A 13,272-nucleotide genomic window follows, 5' to 3' on the forward strand; every position below is an offset into this window, starting at 1 on the left:
AGGGGAGAAGGTCGCGCTTCTCCTCCCCATGCAATGGGGAGGTGGATCGGCGGCGTAGCCGCGGAGACGGAGGGGCCGCTTGGTTCCGCTGAAGCAAAGCCCCTCCACCGCTACGCGGTCCCCCTCCCCACTGCGTGGGGAGGAGAAAGCATGGTCAGCCTTGGCCGTCGCGGATGCGCTTCAGATCCGGCGCCAGGGCCTCGTCCGTCAGCATGGCGATGGCTTCCTCGACCGTGACGATGGTCTGGGCCTGGGAGCCGAAGCGACGGATGGCGACCTTGCCTTCCTCGGCTTCCTTGCGGCCGACCACGGCGATGGCGGGCACCTTGGCGACCGAGTGTTCGCGGATCTTGTAGTTGATCTTCTCGTTGCGCAGGTCGATCTCGGTGCGCAGACCCGCCGCCCGGAACTTGGCCAGAACTTCTTCGGCGTAGCCGTCGGCGTCGGAGGTGATAGTCGCCACCACGGCCTGCGTCGGCGCCAGCCACAGCGGGAAGGCCCCGGCGTAGTTCTCGATCATGATGCCGATGAAGCGCTCGAACGAGCCCAGGATCGCGCGGTGCAGCATGACCGGGCGGTGCTTCTGGCCGTCCTCGGCGATGTAGGTCGCATCCAGGCGTTCCGGCAGCACGTAGTCCAACTGGATCGTGCCGCAGGTCCATTCGCGGCCGATGGCGTCCTTGACGATGAAGTCCAGCTTGGGCGCGTAGAAGGCGCCGTCGCCCTCGGTGATGATCGGCTCGGACCCGGCGGCGCGGGCGGCTTCCAGCATCTGGGCCTCGGCCTTGTCCCAGAACTCGTCCGTGCCGGCGCGCTGTTCGGGGCGGGTGCCCAGGCTGATGTATTTGGTCTCCATGCCGAGGTCGGCGTGGACGCTGCGGCACAGCTTGATGAACTCGGCCGTCTCCTCGACGATCTGGTCCTCGCGGCAGAAGATGTGGGCGTCGTCCTGGGTGAAGCCGCGCACCCGCATCAGGCCGTGCAGCGAGCCCGACGGCTCATAGCGGTGGCAGGCGCCGAACTCGGCCATGCGCAGCGGCAGTTCGCGATAGGACCGCTGGCCCTGATCGAAGATCTGCACGTGGCCGGGGCAGTTCATCGGCTTCAGGCTGAGCGTCTCGCCCTCGACCGTTTCGCAGACGAACATGTTGGGCCGGTACTTGTCCCAGTGGCCCGAGGCCTCCCAGAACTTGCGGTCCAGCACCTGCGGCGTCTTGACCTCGACATAGCCCGAGGCGTCCAGACGGCGGCGCATATAGGCCTCCAGCACGCGCCACAGCACCCAGCCCTTGGGGTGCCAGAAGACCATGCCGCGACCCTCTTCCTGCATGTGGAAGAGTTCCATGGCGCGGCCCAGCTTGCGGTGGTCGCGCTTCTCGGCCTCCTCGATGCGCAGCAGATAGGCGTCCAGGTCTTCCTTGGTCGCCCAGGCCGTACCGTAGATGCGTTGCAGCTGGGCGCGGCTGGAATCCCCGCGCCAGTAGGCGCCGGCCAGCTTGGTCAGCTTGAAGGCCTTGCCCACGAACTTGGTCGTCGGGAAGTGCGGCCCCCGGCACAGGTCGGCCCATTCGCCCTGCTTGTAGACGGTGATCGTCTCACCTTCGGGCAGGTCGCGGATCAGTTCGGCCTTGTAAGCCTCGCCGACGCCCTCGAAGTGGGCGATGGCCGTGTCGCGGTCCCAGACCTGACGCTCCAGCGGGGCGCCCCGGTCGATGATCTCGGCCATCTTCTTCTCGATCTTCGGGAAGTCGTCGGTCGAGAAGGGCTCGTCGCGGGCGAAGTCGTAATAGAAGCCGTCCTCGATGGCCGGGCCGATCGTCACCTGGGTGCCGGGGAACAGTTCCTGCACCGCTTGCGCCAGCACGTGGGCGGCGTCGTGACGGATGGTCTCCAGCGCCTCGGGATCGTCGCGCATCAACAGGCGGAAGTCGCCGTTCCCGTCGATGACGCGGTCCAGGTCGCGCTGCTCGCCGTTCCAGACGACCAGGGCCGCCTTCTTGGCCAGCGAGGGCGAGATGGCGGCGGCCACGTCGCGGCCCGTCGAGCCGGCCGGATACTGACGCACGGCGCCGTCGGGGAATTTCAGTTCGATCATGACGGTCGTTCTTTTTCAGACTTGGCGGGCGGGACGGGATCATAGCCCGAACCGCCGAAGGGATGGCATTTACAGAGGCGCCGCACGGTGAGCCATCCCCCCCGCACCGGACCGTGCTGGATCAGGGCGTCGCGCCCGTAATCCGAACAGGTCGGCATGAACCGGCACTGCTGGCCGATCAGGGGGGACAGCGTCAGCTTATAGCCCCGATGGGCTGCGCGGACGCTGCGTTCGTAGAGAGACATCTGTCCCTTCGCCGGGGGCTCTGTTGCGGGTTCGTCGCGCTTATCCCTCTTCACAGCAGGGGGATCAACCGACGCGCCGTTCAGGCCGCGCCGGCGAGGCGAGTTCGCGTATCGCTGTGGTGCTTTTCCAATGCCCGATTCTCTTGGGCCTGCTTGACGGCGTCCAGCGTCGCCTCCAGCGCCACCATGGTGGAGGCGTGGCGGGCGGGATAGTCGGCGACCTGCTTCAGGACGCGCAGGGCTTCGAAGCGGCCCTCGGGGCCGTCGCCGCCGGATTTCAGCATGGCCGACATGGCGTCGCGCGCGGCTTCGATCTCATCCGCTGAGGCGCCGATGACGTTTTCGCCGACCACGCCCGCCGCCGCCTGCCCCAGGGCGCAGGCCTTGACCGTCTGGGCGAAGTGGCTGACGCGGCCATCGGCGTCCAGCGCCACGTCGACGATGGCCTTCGACCCGCACAGCTTGGCCACCCGCTCGGCCGAGCCTTCGGGCGCAGGCAGGCGCCCGCTGTGCGGCAGGTTGGCCGCCAACGACAGGATGCGCGCGCTGTAAAGGTCGTCGATCACGGGATGAAGATAGGCGCTGCGGCGGCTTTAGAGAAGGGTCATCCGCCCTGCAGCGACGACCAGGTGCGCGACGTGGAGGAGGTCTCGACGACCGTCGCCGCCGGGCTCGGCTCCGGCTGCATCCGCGCGGCCAGCCAGCGCAGGTTCTGGTCGGCGGCCTCGGGCGGCAGGTCGCGACGCAGGATGGCCTCGGCCTCGGCGGTCTTGCCCTGCAGCCCCAGCGCCAGGGCCAGGTTCTGGCGCACCTGCAGCCCGGCGCCCGGCTGGCTCGCGGCGCGGCGCAGCAGGATTTCGGCCGAGGGCGCATCCCCCTCGCCGATGCGGGCGATGGCGGCGTTGGTCAGGACATCGGCGTTGTCGGGCGACAGGCGCAGGGCCTCGTTCCAGGCGGCCTTGGCGTCGTCGGGACGGCGCACCTGCTGATAAGCCACGCCCAACAGCGACAGGGGGCGCCAGTCGCGCGGCGCCGCCGCCTTCGCCTGCTCCAGCGCGGCGATGCCGTAGAAGGCCTGACCGCGCGCGATGTGGGCGCGACCGACCTCCAGCATGGCCTCGACATTGGCGGGCTGGACGACCAGCACCCCTTGCGCTGTCTCGGCGGCGCGGTCGAACTGACCCAACTCGCGCAGGGCCTGCGACAGCTTCACCCCGGCGACCGGGTCCATCGGATCGATCTGCTGCTCATTGGTCCAGAACACCGAGCGGCTGAGGGCGTCGGCCCGGTCATAGCCCGCGCGCGTCGCGGCGTCGGCAGGCGCGCGAGGCGCGGGCGCGGTCTGGCTCAGGGCCGGGGCGGCGAGGGCCAGCAGCGTCAGGCTGACGGTTGCGGCGAGGGCGGCGTTGCGCGACATGGAAGGGGTCCGTGGCGGTTCAGCCCATAGGGTCGCGCCGACGGGTCAAGGTTTGGTTAATCGACGTTAAGCGTCGGAAAGGTCGCCCCATGTCCCCTCAGTCCGAACTGTTGATCGCCGCCGCCGAGACCGCGCGCCCTGTTCGCATCGTCGCAGCGGGCGCGGCGCTGGAGGGGCGCATCGCCGTCTGGGCCGAGGTCAACGGCTTCACCGGCAAGGCGGGCCAGCTGCTGGTCGTGCCGGGCGCCGACGGCGCGCCGGAGCAGGCCCTGTTCGGCGCCGGCGAGGCGTTCGACCCCATGAGCACGCGCGGCCTACCGACGCGCCTGCCTGCGGGCGATTGGCGGCTTGAGGGCGTCGAGGGCGAGGCGGCGCATTCGGCGGCCCTGGCCTTTGCGCTCGGCGGCTATCTGTTCGACCGCTACAAGGCCCGGCCGGAGCGCGGCCGCGCCCGCCTGGTCGCGCCGGACGGCCTCGACCTGACGGCGACGCTGAACATCGCCGCCGCCTGCGCCCTGACGCGCGAGATGGTCGACACCCCCGCCGCCGACATGGGGCCGTTGCAGCTTGAAACCATCGCGCGCGAGATCGCCGAGGGCGCGGGCGCCAGCCTGACCGTCACGACCGGCGACGCCCTGCTGGAAGACAACTACCCGGCCGTCCACGCCGTCGGCCGCGCCGCCGCCGCGCACCGCGCGCCGCGCGTGCTGGAGATCGGCTGGAATCTGGACCGGGCGGACCTGCCGCTGGTGGCCCTGGTCGGCAAGGGGGTGGTGTTCGACACCGGCGGCCTGGACCTGAAGCCCGCCGCCGGGATGCGCAATATGAAGAAGGACATGGGCGGCGCCGCCCACGCCCTGGCTCTGGGGCGCCTGATCATGCAGGCCGGTCTGCCCGTGCGGCTGGTGGTGCTGGTCGCGGCGGTCGAGAACGCGGTGTCGGCCGACGCCTTCCGGCCGGGCGACATCCTGAACAGCCGCAAGGGCCTGACTATCGAGATCGGCAACACTGATGCGGAAGGGCGGCTGATCCTGGCCGACGTCCTGACGCGGGCGGGCGAGCATGAGCCGGACCTGACGCTGGACTTCGCCACCCTGACCGGCGCGGCGCGCATTGCGCTAGGGCCGGAGCTGCCGCCGCTCTACACCGACGACGACGCCCTGGCCGAGGGCGTGCTGAACGCCGGTCGCGCCGTGGGCGACCCCCTGTGGCGGATGCCGCTGTGGGCCAGCTATCGCGCCTCGTTGGACAGCGAGATCGCCGACGTGCGTAACGATTCCGCCGCCTGGGCCCAGGCCGGGTCGGTGACGGCGGCACTGTTCCTGCAGAAGTTCGCCCCGACGACCGGCAGCTGGGCGCACATGGACGTCTTCGCCTGGAATCCGCGCGCCCGTCCCGGCTGGCCCGAGGGCGGGGAAGCCCAGGCCATCCGCGCCTGCTTCCGTTACCTCAGTGACAAATTCGTCAAATAGCCAAGGCTGTTAACGCCCCCTTTGGGATCGGCGCCTAGGGTCGGCGGTTCGATTTGTACGAGCCGTCGAGAGACCGCCGCTTGACCGATGTCCTGGCCCTGCTGCCGCCTGGCGCGCCCCTGATCCTGCGGGAGGGGGGCCGCGTTGTGCTGGCTGAACAGGCGCTGGAAGGTCTGATGCGGGCCGAAGCCTATCGCCCGACCGATCCCGCCCACTGCCGCTTGCCGATCGCCGACATCGTCGCTGACGACGGACAGCGCATCGACCAGCTGCTGTTCGGCGAGGCCTTCGACGTGTTGGAGCGCCGTCAGGACCGCGCCTGGGGCCGCGCCCGACGCGACGGCGTGGTCGGCTGGGTCTCGCTGGCGGCTCTGGCCTCCGGCGCGCCCTCGGCGACCCGGCGCGTGACGTCCGTTTCCGCCGCCTTGCCGCTGAACGCCCTGATCGGCGAAGACGCGCAAGGATTGGCCGAGACTGATCTTGAATCTGTCGGCGCGTTCGAGCGCGATCTGGTCGCCGTGGCCGAGCGCCTGCTGGGACGTCCGCACGCTCTGGGCGCGCGGTCTTCGGTCGAGACCGACTGTTCGGGCCTGGTGCAGCAAGCCCTGTTCGCCTGCGGCCTGCCCGGCCCGCGCCGTGCGGCGGAGCAGGCCGAGCTCGGCCGCGCCCTGCCGCGAAACGAGGCCCAGCGCGGCGATCTGGTGATCTGGCTGTCGTCGGCCGAGGGCGACTGGACCGGCCATTCGGCGCTGATGGTCGACGCTGAGCGCATCATTCATGCGACCGGCGCGCGCGGCGGCGTGGTGATCGAGACCTTCGCCGAGGTCGAGGCGCGGCTGATCGCTGACGGCTTCGCGGCGGCGATCTTCCGCCGGGTCTGAACTCTCAACCTGATCCCTGAAACGAAGAAAGGCGACCCGAGGGCCGCCTTTCCGTCGTCTGTTATGTCGTCAAGCCTCAGGCTTGCGGCGCCGGGTTCGTCGCCTGGGTCGCGGGGGCGTCGACGGCCGGGGCCTCTGCCGGAGCCGAACCGGCTTCAGTCGCCGCGGCGCCTTCAGCGGCCGGGGCTTCGCCTTCGGCCGGGGCGGCGGCGCCCGGTTGGCGCGCGGGGTCCGGAGCCGGGATGGCGTAACCGCCCGAGCCTTGCGTGCGCAGCCAGGCGATCAGGTTGATGCGGGTCTGCTCGTCGCGAATGCCGGCGAACGACATCTTGGTGCCCGGCACATAGCGGCCCGGCGCGTTGATGAAGTGATCCAGCTCGTCGTAGTTCCAGTTCGGAGCCGCAGCCTTGTGCTTGGCCATTGCGTCCGAATAGGCGAAGCCCGCGCGGTGCATGGCGGGGCCGCCGACCACGGCGAACAGGTTCGGGCCGATGCCGTCGGCGCCGCCCGAGTTCACGGTGTGGCAGGCCTGGCAGCGCGCGAAGGCGGCCTCGCCGGCGGCCAGGTCGGCGGTCGGCAGAACCGTGCCCCAGTCGATCGGCAGCACCGCCTCGGCGGGGCCGGCGGCGGATTCATCCGGCGCGTCGACGAAATAGCCCATCTTTTCGGGCTGCTTGGTGTGGTAGACCATGCCCGAAACCTGCTGGACCACCAGGATCGCAAAGGCGGTGCCCAAGCACGCGCCCATAATCTTGTTCCACTTCAGATCGCCGCTCATTCCGCGTCGTCGCATCCCGTCTCTAGATGAGCCCCGCGACCGCACAGCGGCGCTTAGGCGTATTCTTGCGTGGGCGTCTCTTACACGCTAGCGCGACCTTCGCAACCGGCCCGGACGTTTCCGGGCGTTTTCAAGGCGCATGGCGACCATGAAACCCCTGATAATGATACCCGCTCGCATGGCCGCCACCCGTTTGCCGGGCAAGCCCCTGGCCGACATCGGCGGCAAGCCGATGATCGTGCGTGCTTGGGAGCAGGCCTGCCTGTCCGGATTCCGCGTCGCCGTGGCGGCGGGCGACCCCGAGATCGTCGCGGCCGTTCAGGCGGCGGGCGGGGAGGCGGTGCTGACCGATCCGGACCTGCCCAGCGGCTCGGACCGCATTCTGGCGGCGGCTCAGGCGGTCGATCCTGACGGCGTGCATGGGATTGTCATCAATATTCAGGGCGACATGCCCTTCGCCTCGCCGGGGCTGGCTCAGGCCTGCGCCGAGCTGCTGGCGCGCGAATCAGCCTGCGACATCGCCACCCTGGTTGCGGCCGAGGCGGATGCGTCGGATCGAAGCAATCCGGACGTGGTCAAGGCGGTCCTGGCCCTGCCGGAAGGCGCGACGACGGGCCGCGCCCTGTATTTCACCCGTTCGACGCTCTACGGCGACGGACCCGTCTGGCGTCACGTCGGCATCTACGGCTATCGCCGCGATGCCCTGGCCCGCTTCTGCGCCGCCCCGCCGTCGCCGCTGGAGACGCGCGAGAAGCTGGAGCAGCTGCGCGCCCTGGAGATGGGGTTGCAGATCTGGGCGGCGGTGATCGATGAAGCGCCGTTGTCGGTCGACAATCCGGCCGATCTGGAGGCGGCGCGGGCGCTGGGGTGACTCTCTTCCTTCTCCCGCAAGGGGAGAAGGGTTTTAGTCCGCCGCCCAGCTTTCCAGCAGCCGCCGCGCGATGGCGTAGGGCGGCGGGGCGTGGATGGTCGGGTGAGTCTGGTCCAGCACGGCGCGCGCCTCCGCCTTGGTCAGCCAGGCGACGGCTTCCAGCTCGGTCTGGTCGGGGGCGGCCTCATCGGTCGTGACCTCGGCGATCAGGCCGATCATCAGCTGGGCCGGGAAGGGCCAGGGCTGGCTGGAGTGGTAGCGCACGTCCGACACCGTCAGCCCGGCCTCCTCCATGACCTCGCGGGCGCAGGCCTCCTCGATGGCCTCGCCCGGCTCCATGAAGCCCGCCAGCGCCGACATCCGGCCGGCGGGCCAGGCGGCCTGACGGCCCAGTAGGCAGCGCGGTTCGGCGCCGCCCTTATAGACCGGCAGCATGATGACGACCGGGTCGACGCGCGGGAAATGCTCGGTCCCGCAGGCCGGGCAGACGCGCTTCCAGCCGCCCGAGGCCTGGTCCGTCGCCTTGCCGCAGGCGGCGCAGAAGCCGTGGCGGCGGCGCCAGTCGAACAGGCTCTTGGCCGTGGCGGCGATGGCGGCGTCCGCCTCGGGCAGGGCCAGCGCGGCCTCGCGCATCTCGACGAAGCGGCCCAGACCCCCGGCCGGTCCGCTGGTCGGGTCGATGGAGCCCTCGAACTCGGCGGCGAACACCGGGGCGCCCTTCCACAGCCCCAGGAAGACGTCGCGATCGCGCGCCATGTCACGCGCGTGGCCCAGCGACAGCCACACCAGCCGCTCGCCGCCGTCATGCGGTTCGATCAGCGGGCGACCCTCCCACAGGATCATGGCCAGGGCTTCGGGGTTGGCTTCCTGCTCAGCCAGCCAGGCGGCGTCGTTGCGAAGGTCGCCGGAGCGGTCGAGCGGATTGCCGGAGAAGGCGTGACGGTAGGGCATGGCGCTTCATACTCCCGACCGCGTGCGCAGGGGAGGGCTTGATTCCCGCGCCGACCGCCGTCATATCCCCTCTCGGAGATCGCGGGCGAAGGCTTCGCCAACCTGGTCAGGGCCGGAAGGCAGCAGCCACAACGAATTCCCCTTCGGGTCGCGGTCTCCACCTTTCCTGATTTTTAGTGCGCTATCGTCGATCACGCGGTGATCGACTGCTTGAGCGCTTTTTTGTGCGCTATCGCTCGGCTCGCGGAGCCTCGCTGCTTAGCGCGTTTGCACGCGGGCCCCGCCCAGCTCGAACCGCCGTCGTGCAAGCTTCACGGAACCGGGCCGCGCCTCATTCGCTGAAAGGGCTTCATCTCTTTCAGGAGCAGGCGAATGAGCATTCTCGGCAAGATTCTCGGCGGCGTCTTCAAGAAGAAGGAAGCGACGCCTGCCGCCCCCGCCCCCGAAGCGGCGGCCCCGACCCTGGCCCCTGCTCCGACTGCAGCGGCCGTCGCGCCCCAGCCCGCCCCCGAGGTCGACGTCGCCGGCATTCTCGACTTCATGAACGAGCAGCGCGCGCAGAAGCTGAACTGGCGCACCTCCATCGTCGATCTAATGAAGCTGGTCGGCCTGGAATCCTCGCTGGCCGAGCGCAAGGAGCTGGCCGACGAACTGGGCTACACCGGCGACAAGTCGGACAGCGCCAGCATGAACATCTGGCTGCACAAGCAGGTGATTCAGAAGATCCGCGACAATGGCGGCCAACTGCCCACCGATCTCTAAGCCTCTCTGAGGCGCGAGGGGGTGCGCGACCGCATCCCTTCGCGCTAAGACAGGCCCATGAGCGACGCCGATCACAGTCTCGATGGTCCTCCGTGGGAGGAAGACGCGCCCGAAGTCGAGGAGCGCGACCCCAACACCGACGACATGTTCGGCGCGCCGCCGCCCGTCGCTGCAGCCGAACCCGCGCCTGGACCGACGGCGGAGCCCGCGCCTGCGCCCGCGCTCAAGGCTTTCGAGGCGCCGCCCGCGCAGGGCGAGGCCTATACCGTCCTGGCCCGCAAATACCGGCCGCGCGCATTCGAGGATCTGATCGGCCAGGAGGCGATGGTCCGCACCCTGACCAACGCCTTCGCCACCGGCCGGATCGCCCACGCCTTCATGCTGACCGGGGTGCGGGGCGTCGGCAAGACGACGACGGCGCGCCTGCTGGCTCGCGCCCTCAACAACGAAACTGAGACCATCGACAAGCCGTCTTTGGCCCTGACGCCCACCGGGCGGCACGACGCCGCCATCATGGCGGGGCAGCACATGGACGTAATGGAGATGGACGCGGCGTCGCACACCGGCGTCAACGACATCCGCGACATCCTCGAGAGCGTCCGCTACGCGCCGGTCGAGGCCCGTTACAAGGTCTATGTGCTGGACGAGGTCCACATGCTGTCGACGCAGGCGTTCAACGCCCTGCTGAAGACGCTGGAGGAGCCGCCGCCCCACGCCAAATTCATCTTCGCCACCACCGAGATCCGCAAGGTGCCGGTGACGATCCTCAGCCGCTGCCAGCGTTTTGATCTGCGCCGCGTGGAGCCGGAGGTTCTGGTCGGCCACCTGGGCCGCGTCGCCGATCGCGAAGGCATGAAGATCGAGCAGGAGGCCCTGGCCCTGATCTCGCGCGCCGCCGAGGGCTCGGTCCGCGACGGCCTGTCGCTGCTGGATCAGGCGCTGGTTCAGGCCGAGCGCGGCGCGGTGGTCGAGACGGCCACGGTGCGCGACATGCTGGGTCTGGCCGACCGCACCCAGACCATCGCCCTGTTCGAACAGACGATGGCGGGCAAGACGGCCGAGGCGCTGACGACCTTCCGCACCCTTTATGGTTACGGCGCCGATCCGGTGCAGGTGGCCAACGACCTGCTGGAGCATTGCCACGCGGCGTCGGTCGCCAAGATGCTGGGGCCGAACGCCACCCGCCTGCCCGGCGATCAGGCGCAGAAGCTGGCGGCGCTGGGCGCAGCCATCTCGGCAGGGACGCTATCGCGCACCTGGCAGATGCTGCTGAAGGCGCTGGACGAGGTGCGGCGCGCGCCCAATCCGGCCGATGCGGTGGAAATGGCCATCGTGCGGCTGGCCTACGCCGCCGACCTGCCGGGACCCGAAGAGGCGCTGAAGGCGATCCAGTCGGGCGGCGTCCCCGGCGGCGGCGCTGGGCCTCGCGGCGGCGGTTCTGGCGGTGGCGGAGGCGGCGGGGCCTCGGCCATGCTGGCGGCGCGGCCGATGCAGGCGCCCGCCCTGCCTGACCCGCAGAGCTTTGAGGCCGTGGTCGCCCTGATCGGCGAGAAGCGCGAGATCACCCTGCAGATGGACGTGGAGCGCTACGTCCGCGTCGTCAGCTTCCGCCCCGGCGCCATCACCTATGAACCGGCCGAGGGCTCGCCTCACGATCTGGCGCGGCGTCTGGCCGGGCGGCTGAAGGAATGGACCGGCCGCACCTGGCTGATCGCCGCCAACGGCCAGGGCGGCGGCGAGACCCTGATCGAGGTCGAGAAAAAGGCCCGCATCGCCCGCCGCGCGGCGGTCGAGGCGGACCCCTTCGTAGTGTCGATCATGCAGGCCTTCCCCGGGGCCGAGATCAAGGAGATCGTCACCCTGGCGCCGGCGGTCGAGATGCCCGCCATCCCCGAGGACGGCGAGGCGGGCGACGACGACTGAGCTTCTCCTCCCCATTTCATGGGGAGGTGGCGCGGAGCCGCAGGCGACGTGACGGAGGGGCCTCTGGGTTTCGCAGTCGTTAAGCCCCTCCACCGCTTCGCGGTCCCCCTCCCCACAAAGTGGAGGGATTCCGCTTACAGGATCTGCGCGGCTTCCTCGAAGTCGAGGCGGGGCGAACGGGGGAACAGGTTCTCGTCCGTGCCGTAGCCCAGGTTCATGATGAAGTTCGGCTCGACATTGCTGTCGGGGAAGAACTCGGCCTTCACGCCCGCCGGATCGAAGCCCGACATCGGACCGACATCCAGACCCAGCGCTCGCGCGGCGATGGTCAGATAGCCGCCCTGCAGCGAGGCGTTGCGGAAGGCGGCCTCGCGACGACCGGCCTCGTCCAGGAACCAGTCGCGGACGCCCTGGGCATGCGGAAACAGCTTGGGCAGGGTGTCGTGGAAGTCGATGTCCTGGGCGATGATCAGGTTGACCGGCGCGGCCAGGGTCTTGGCCCGGTTGCCCTCGGCCATGTGCACCGACAGGCGCGCCTTGGCTTCCGGCGAGGTGACGAAGACGAAGCGGGCGGGGGTCATGTTGACCGCCGTCGGGCCGAACTTGGTCAGGTCGTAGAGCTTGCGGATCAGCTCTTCGGACACCGGCCGGTCGCTCCAGCCGTTGTGCGTGCGGGCTTCGGTGAACAGTCGGGCCAGAACGGCGTCGGCGACCGGAACGTCACGGTTGGAAACTGCGTCAAAGGCCATTAGGGCTTCTCCAGAAACTAATTAGCAACTTCAGTTGTGGCTAATTAGGAAGGGGTGGCCGAGGCGTCAAGGGATCGGCTGGCGATTTCAGCGAAATAACCGCCAAGGCGCCGCGACACGCTTTCTTCGGCGGGGTCTGGAGCCGGGCGGCGCTTGGTCCTATCTAGGGGGCATGAAAGATCTCAACGCCCTGATGCAACAGGCCCAGGCGATGCAGCAGAAGCTGCAGGACGCCCAGGCGAAAATGGCCGAATCCACCGCCGAGGGCACCTCGGGCGGCGGCCTTGTCACCATCGCCCTGAAAGGCCCCGGCGAAATCACTTCGGTGAAGATCGACGACAGTCTGATGACCGCCGGCGAGGGGGATATTCTGGCCGACCTGATCGTCGCCGCCCACGCCGACGCCAAGCGCAAGCTGGACGAGATCAACAACGCCCTGATGCGCGACGCCGCCGGGCCGATGGCCGGGATGAACATCCCGGGAATGCCGAAACTCTTCTGATGGCCGCCTCCGCCGGGCCGGAAATCGAACGGCTCATCAGCCTGCTGGCCAAGCTGCCAGGCATGGGCCCGCGCTCGGCCCGGCGCGCGGCCCTGGCCCTGCTGAAGCGGCGCGAGCAGCTGCTCGTCCCGCTGGCGGCGTCTCTGGTCGAGACGGCGGACAAGGTCGTCAACTGCTCCGTCTGCGGTTCGCCCGATACGCGCGACCCCTGCTCGGTCTGCTCGGATCAGAGCCGCGACAACGCCCTGATCTGCGTGGTCGAGGAGGCCGGAGCCCTGTGGGCCATGGAGCGCTCGGGCGCCTTCCGCGGCAAATACCACGTGCTGGGCGGCCTGCTGTCCGCTCTGGACGGCGTCGGGCCGGAACAGCTGCGCATCGCCGAACTGATCGGCCGGGTCAAAGGCGGCGAAATGGGCGGCGGCGAGGCGAGGGAGGTCGTCCTGGCCCTGCCCGCCACGGTCGATGGCCAGACCACGGCCCACTACCTGGCCGAACGCCTGTCGGCGGCGGGGGTGCAGGTCACGTCCCTGGCGCGCGGCGTGCCGGTCGGCGGCGAGCTGGACTGGCTGGACGACGGCACCATCATCCAGGCCCTGCGGGCGCGGCGTCCCGCCTGACCCCGCTCC

General features: G+C 69.6%; 14 protein-coding genes and 1 other RNA gene. 8 read left to right on the plus strand and 7 right to left on the minus strand.

Annotated elements, in window-relative coordinates:
* Positions 1–154: 154 nt before the first annotated feature.
* From thrS to H9656_RS09130, 4 genes are all read right to left on the minus strand, one after another.
* On the minus strand, positions 155–2,095 hold the full coding sequence (gene thrS / locus H9656_RS09115) for a threonine--tRNA ligase (RefSeq protein ID WP_191743956.1): 1,941 nt from the start codon (positions 2,093–2,095) through the stop codon (positions 155–157).
* Positions 2,092–2,340, minus strand: coding sequence for a membrane protein insertion efficiency factor YidD (gene yidD / locus H9656_RS09120; RefSeq protein WP_046652428.1), 249 nt, complete (start codon positions 2,338–2,340; stop codon positions 2,092–2,094). The genes thrS and yidD overlap by 4 nt, the downstream gene beginning before the upstream one ends.
* Positions 2,341–2,420: 80 nt before the next feature.
* Complete coding sequence (locus tag H9656_RS09125) at positions 2,421–2,906, minus strand: iron-sulfur cluster assembly scaffold protein (RefSeq protein ID WP_191743957.1); 486 nt, start codon at positions 2,904–2,906, stop codon at positions 2,421–2,423.
* 38 nt (positions 2,907–2,944) lie between these two features.
* Positions 2,945–3,757: a tetratricopeptide repeat protein gene (locus tag H9656_RS09130; RefSeq protein ID WP_191743958.1), complete on the minus strand. Its 813-nt coding sequence runs from the start codon at positions 3,755–3,757 to the stop codon at positions 2,945–2,947.
* Positions 3,758–3,846: 89 nt separating this feature from the next.
* Here H9656_RS09130 and H9656_RS09135 point away from each other — a divergent pair, with 89 nt between their 5' ends.
* Positions 3,847–5,229: a leucyl aminopeptidase family protein gene (locus tag H9656_RS09135; RefSeq protein ID WP_191743959.1), complete on the plus strand. Its 1,383-nt coding sequence runs from the start codon at positions 3,847–3,849 to the stop codon at positions 5,227–5,229.
* A gap of 80 nt (positions 5,230–5,309) precedes the next feature.
* Positions 5,310–6,110 (plus strand): C40 family peptidase, encoded by an 801-nt coding sequence (locus H9656_RS09140; RefSeq protein WP_191743960.1) that lies wholly within the window; start codon positions 5,310–5,312, stop codon positions 6,108–6,110.
* Positions 6,111–6,186: 76 nt separating this feature from the next.
* On the opposite strand, the gene H9656_RS09145 is transcribed toward H9656_RS09140, so the two are convergent.
* On the minus strand, positions 6,187–6,903 hold the full coding sequence (locus H9656_RS09145; RefSeq protein ID WP_225212415.1) for a c-type cytochrome: 717 nt from the start codon (positions 6,901–6,903) through the stop codon (positions 6,187–6,189).
* Positions 6,904–7,036: 133 nt separating this feature from the next.
* On the opposite strand from H9656_RS09145, the gene H9656_RS09150 reads away from it, so the two are divergent.
* Positions 7,037–7,759, plus strand: coding sequence for a 3-deoxy-manno-octulosonate cytidylyltransferase (locus H9656_RS09150; protein ID WP_191743961.1), 723 nt, complete (start codon positions 7,037–7,039; stop codon positions 7,757–7,759).
* Positions 7,760–7,792: 33 nt separating this feature from the next.
* Here H9656_RS09150 and nudC read toward each other — a convergent pair whose 3' ends face one another.
* Entirely contained in the window at positions 7,793–8,710 is a 918-nt protein-coding gene (gene nudC / locus H9656_RS09155; protein ID WP_191743962.1) for an NAD(+) diphosphatase, read from the minus strand.
* Positions 8,711–8,781: 71 nt separating this feature from the next.
* Here nudC and ffs point away from each other — a divergent pair.
* From ffs to H9656_RS09170, 3 genes are all read left to right on the plus strand, one after another.
* An RNA gene (gene ffs, locus H9656_RS09160) (signal recognition particle sRNA small type) lies at positions 8,782–8,875 on the plus strand.
* Positions 8,876–9,082: 207 nt separating this feature from the next.
* Positions 9,083–9,472: a DUF3597 domain-containing protein gene (locus H9656_RS09165; RefSeq protein WP_191743963.1), complete on the plus strand. Its 390-nt coding sequence runs from the start codon at positions 9,083–9,085 to the stop codon at positions 9,470–9,472.
* A gap of 57 nt (positions 9,473–9,529) precedes the next feature.
* Positions 9,530–11,395 carry a DNA polymerase III subunit gamma/tau gene (locus H9656_RS09170; RefSeq protein WP_191743964.1) on the plus strand — a complete coding sequence of 622 codons (1,866 nt, stop codon included), beginning with the start codon at positions 9,530–9,532 and terminating at the stop codon, positions 11,393–11,395.
* 134 nt (positions 11,396–11,529) lie between these two features.
* On the opposite strand, the gene H9656_RS09175 is transcribed toward H9656_RS09170, so the two are convergent.
* Positions 11,530–12,144, minus strand: coding sequence for a malonic semialdehyde reductase (locus H9656_RS09175; RefSeq protein ID WP_191743965.1), 615 nt, complete (start codon positions 12,142–12,144; stop codon positions 11,530–11,532).
* Between the two features lie 172 nt (positions 12,145–12,316).
* Here H9656_RS09175 and H9656_RS09180 point away from each other — a divergent pair, with 172 nt between their 5' ends.
* Entirely contained in the window at positions 12,317–12,646 is a 330-nt protein-coding gene (locus H9656_RS09180; RefSeq protein WP_191743966.1) for a YbaB/EbfC family nucleoid-associated protein, read from the plus strand.
* Positions 12,646–13,263 (plus strand): recombination mediator RecR, encoded by a 618-nt coding sequence (gene recR / locus H9656_RS09185; RefSeq protein ID WP_191743967.1) that lies wholly within the window; start codon positions 12,646–12,648, stop codon positions 13,261–13,263. The genes H9656_RS09180 and recR overlap by 1 nt, the downstream gene beginning before the upstream one ends.
* Positions 13,264–13,272: the final 9 nt, after the last annotated feature.

This window comes from Brevundimonas guildfordensis (assembly GCF_014836405.1).
GTDB classification, from domain to species: Bacteria; Pseudomonadota; Alphaproteobacteria; order Caulobacterales; family Caulobacteraceae; genus Brevundimonas; species Brevundimonas guildfordensis.

Bases quoted from the DNA above. Each gene is read 5' to 3' on its own strand.
- thrS (WP_191743956.1), bottom strand. From the start codon at position 2,095: ATGATCGAACTGAAATTCCCCGACGGCGCCGTGCGTCAGTATCCGGCC.
- yidD (WP_046652428.1), bottom strand. From the start codon at position 2,340: ATGTCTCTCTACGAACGCAGCGTCCGCGCAGCCCATCGGGGCTATAAG.
- H9656_RS09130 (WP_191743958.1), bottom strand. From the start codon at position 3,757: ATGTCGCGCAACGCCGCCCTCGCCGCAACCGTCAGCCTGACGCTGCTG.
- H9656_RS09135 (WP_191743959.1), top strand. From the start codon at position 3,847: ATGTCCCCTCAGTCCGAACTGTTGATCGCCGCCGCCGAGACCGCGCGC.
- H9656_RS09145 (WP_225212415.1), bottom strand. From the start codon at position 6,903: ATGCGACGACGCGGAATGAGCGGCGATCTGAAGTGGAACAAGATTATG.
- H9656_RS09150 (WP_191743961.1), top strand. From the start codon at position 7,037: ATGAAACCCCTGATAATGATACCCGCTCGCATGGCCGCCACCCGTTTG.
- nudC (WP_191743962.1), bottom strand. From the start codon at position 8,710: ATGCCCTACCGTCACGCCTTCTCCGGCAATCCGCTCGACCGCTCCGGC.
- H9656_RS09165 (WP_191743963.1), top strand. From the start codon at position 9,083: ATGAGCATTCTCGGCAAGATTCTCGGCGGCGTCTTCAAGAAGAAGGAA.
- H9656_RS09170 (WP_191743964.1), top strand. From the start codon at position 9,530: ATGAGCGACGCCGATCACAGTCTCGATGGTCCTCCGTGGGAGGAAGAC.
- H9656_RS09175 (WP_191743965.1), bottom strand. From the start codon at position 12,144: ATGGCCTTTGACGCAGTTTCCAACCGTGACGTTCCGGTCGCCGACGCC.
- H9656_RS09180 (WP_191743966.1), top strand. From the start codon at position 12,317: ATGAAAGATCTCAACGCCCTGATGCAACAGGCCCAGGCGATGCAGCAG.
- recR (WP_191743967.1), top strand. From the start codon at position 12,646: ATGGCCGCCTCCGCCGGGCCGGAAATCGAACGGCTCATCAGCCTGCTG.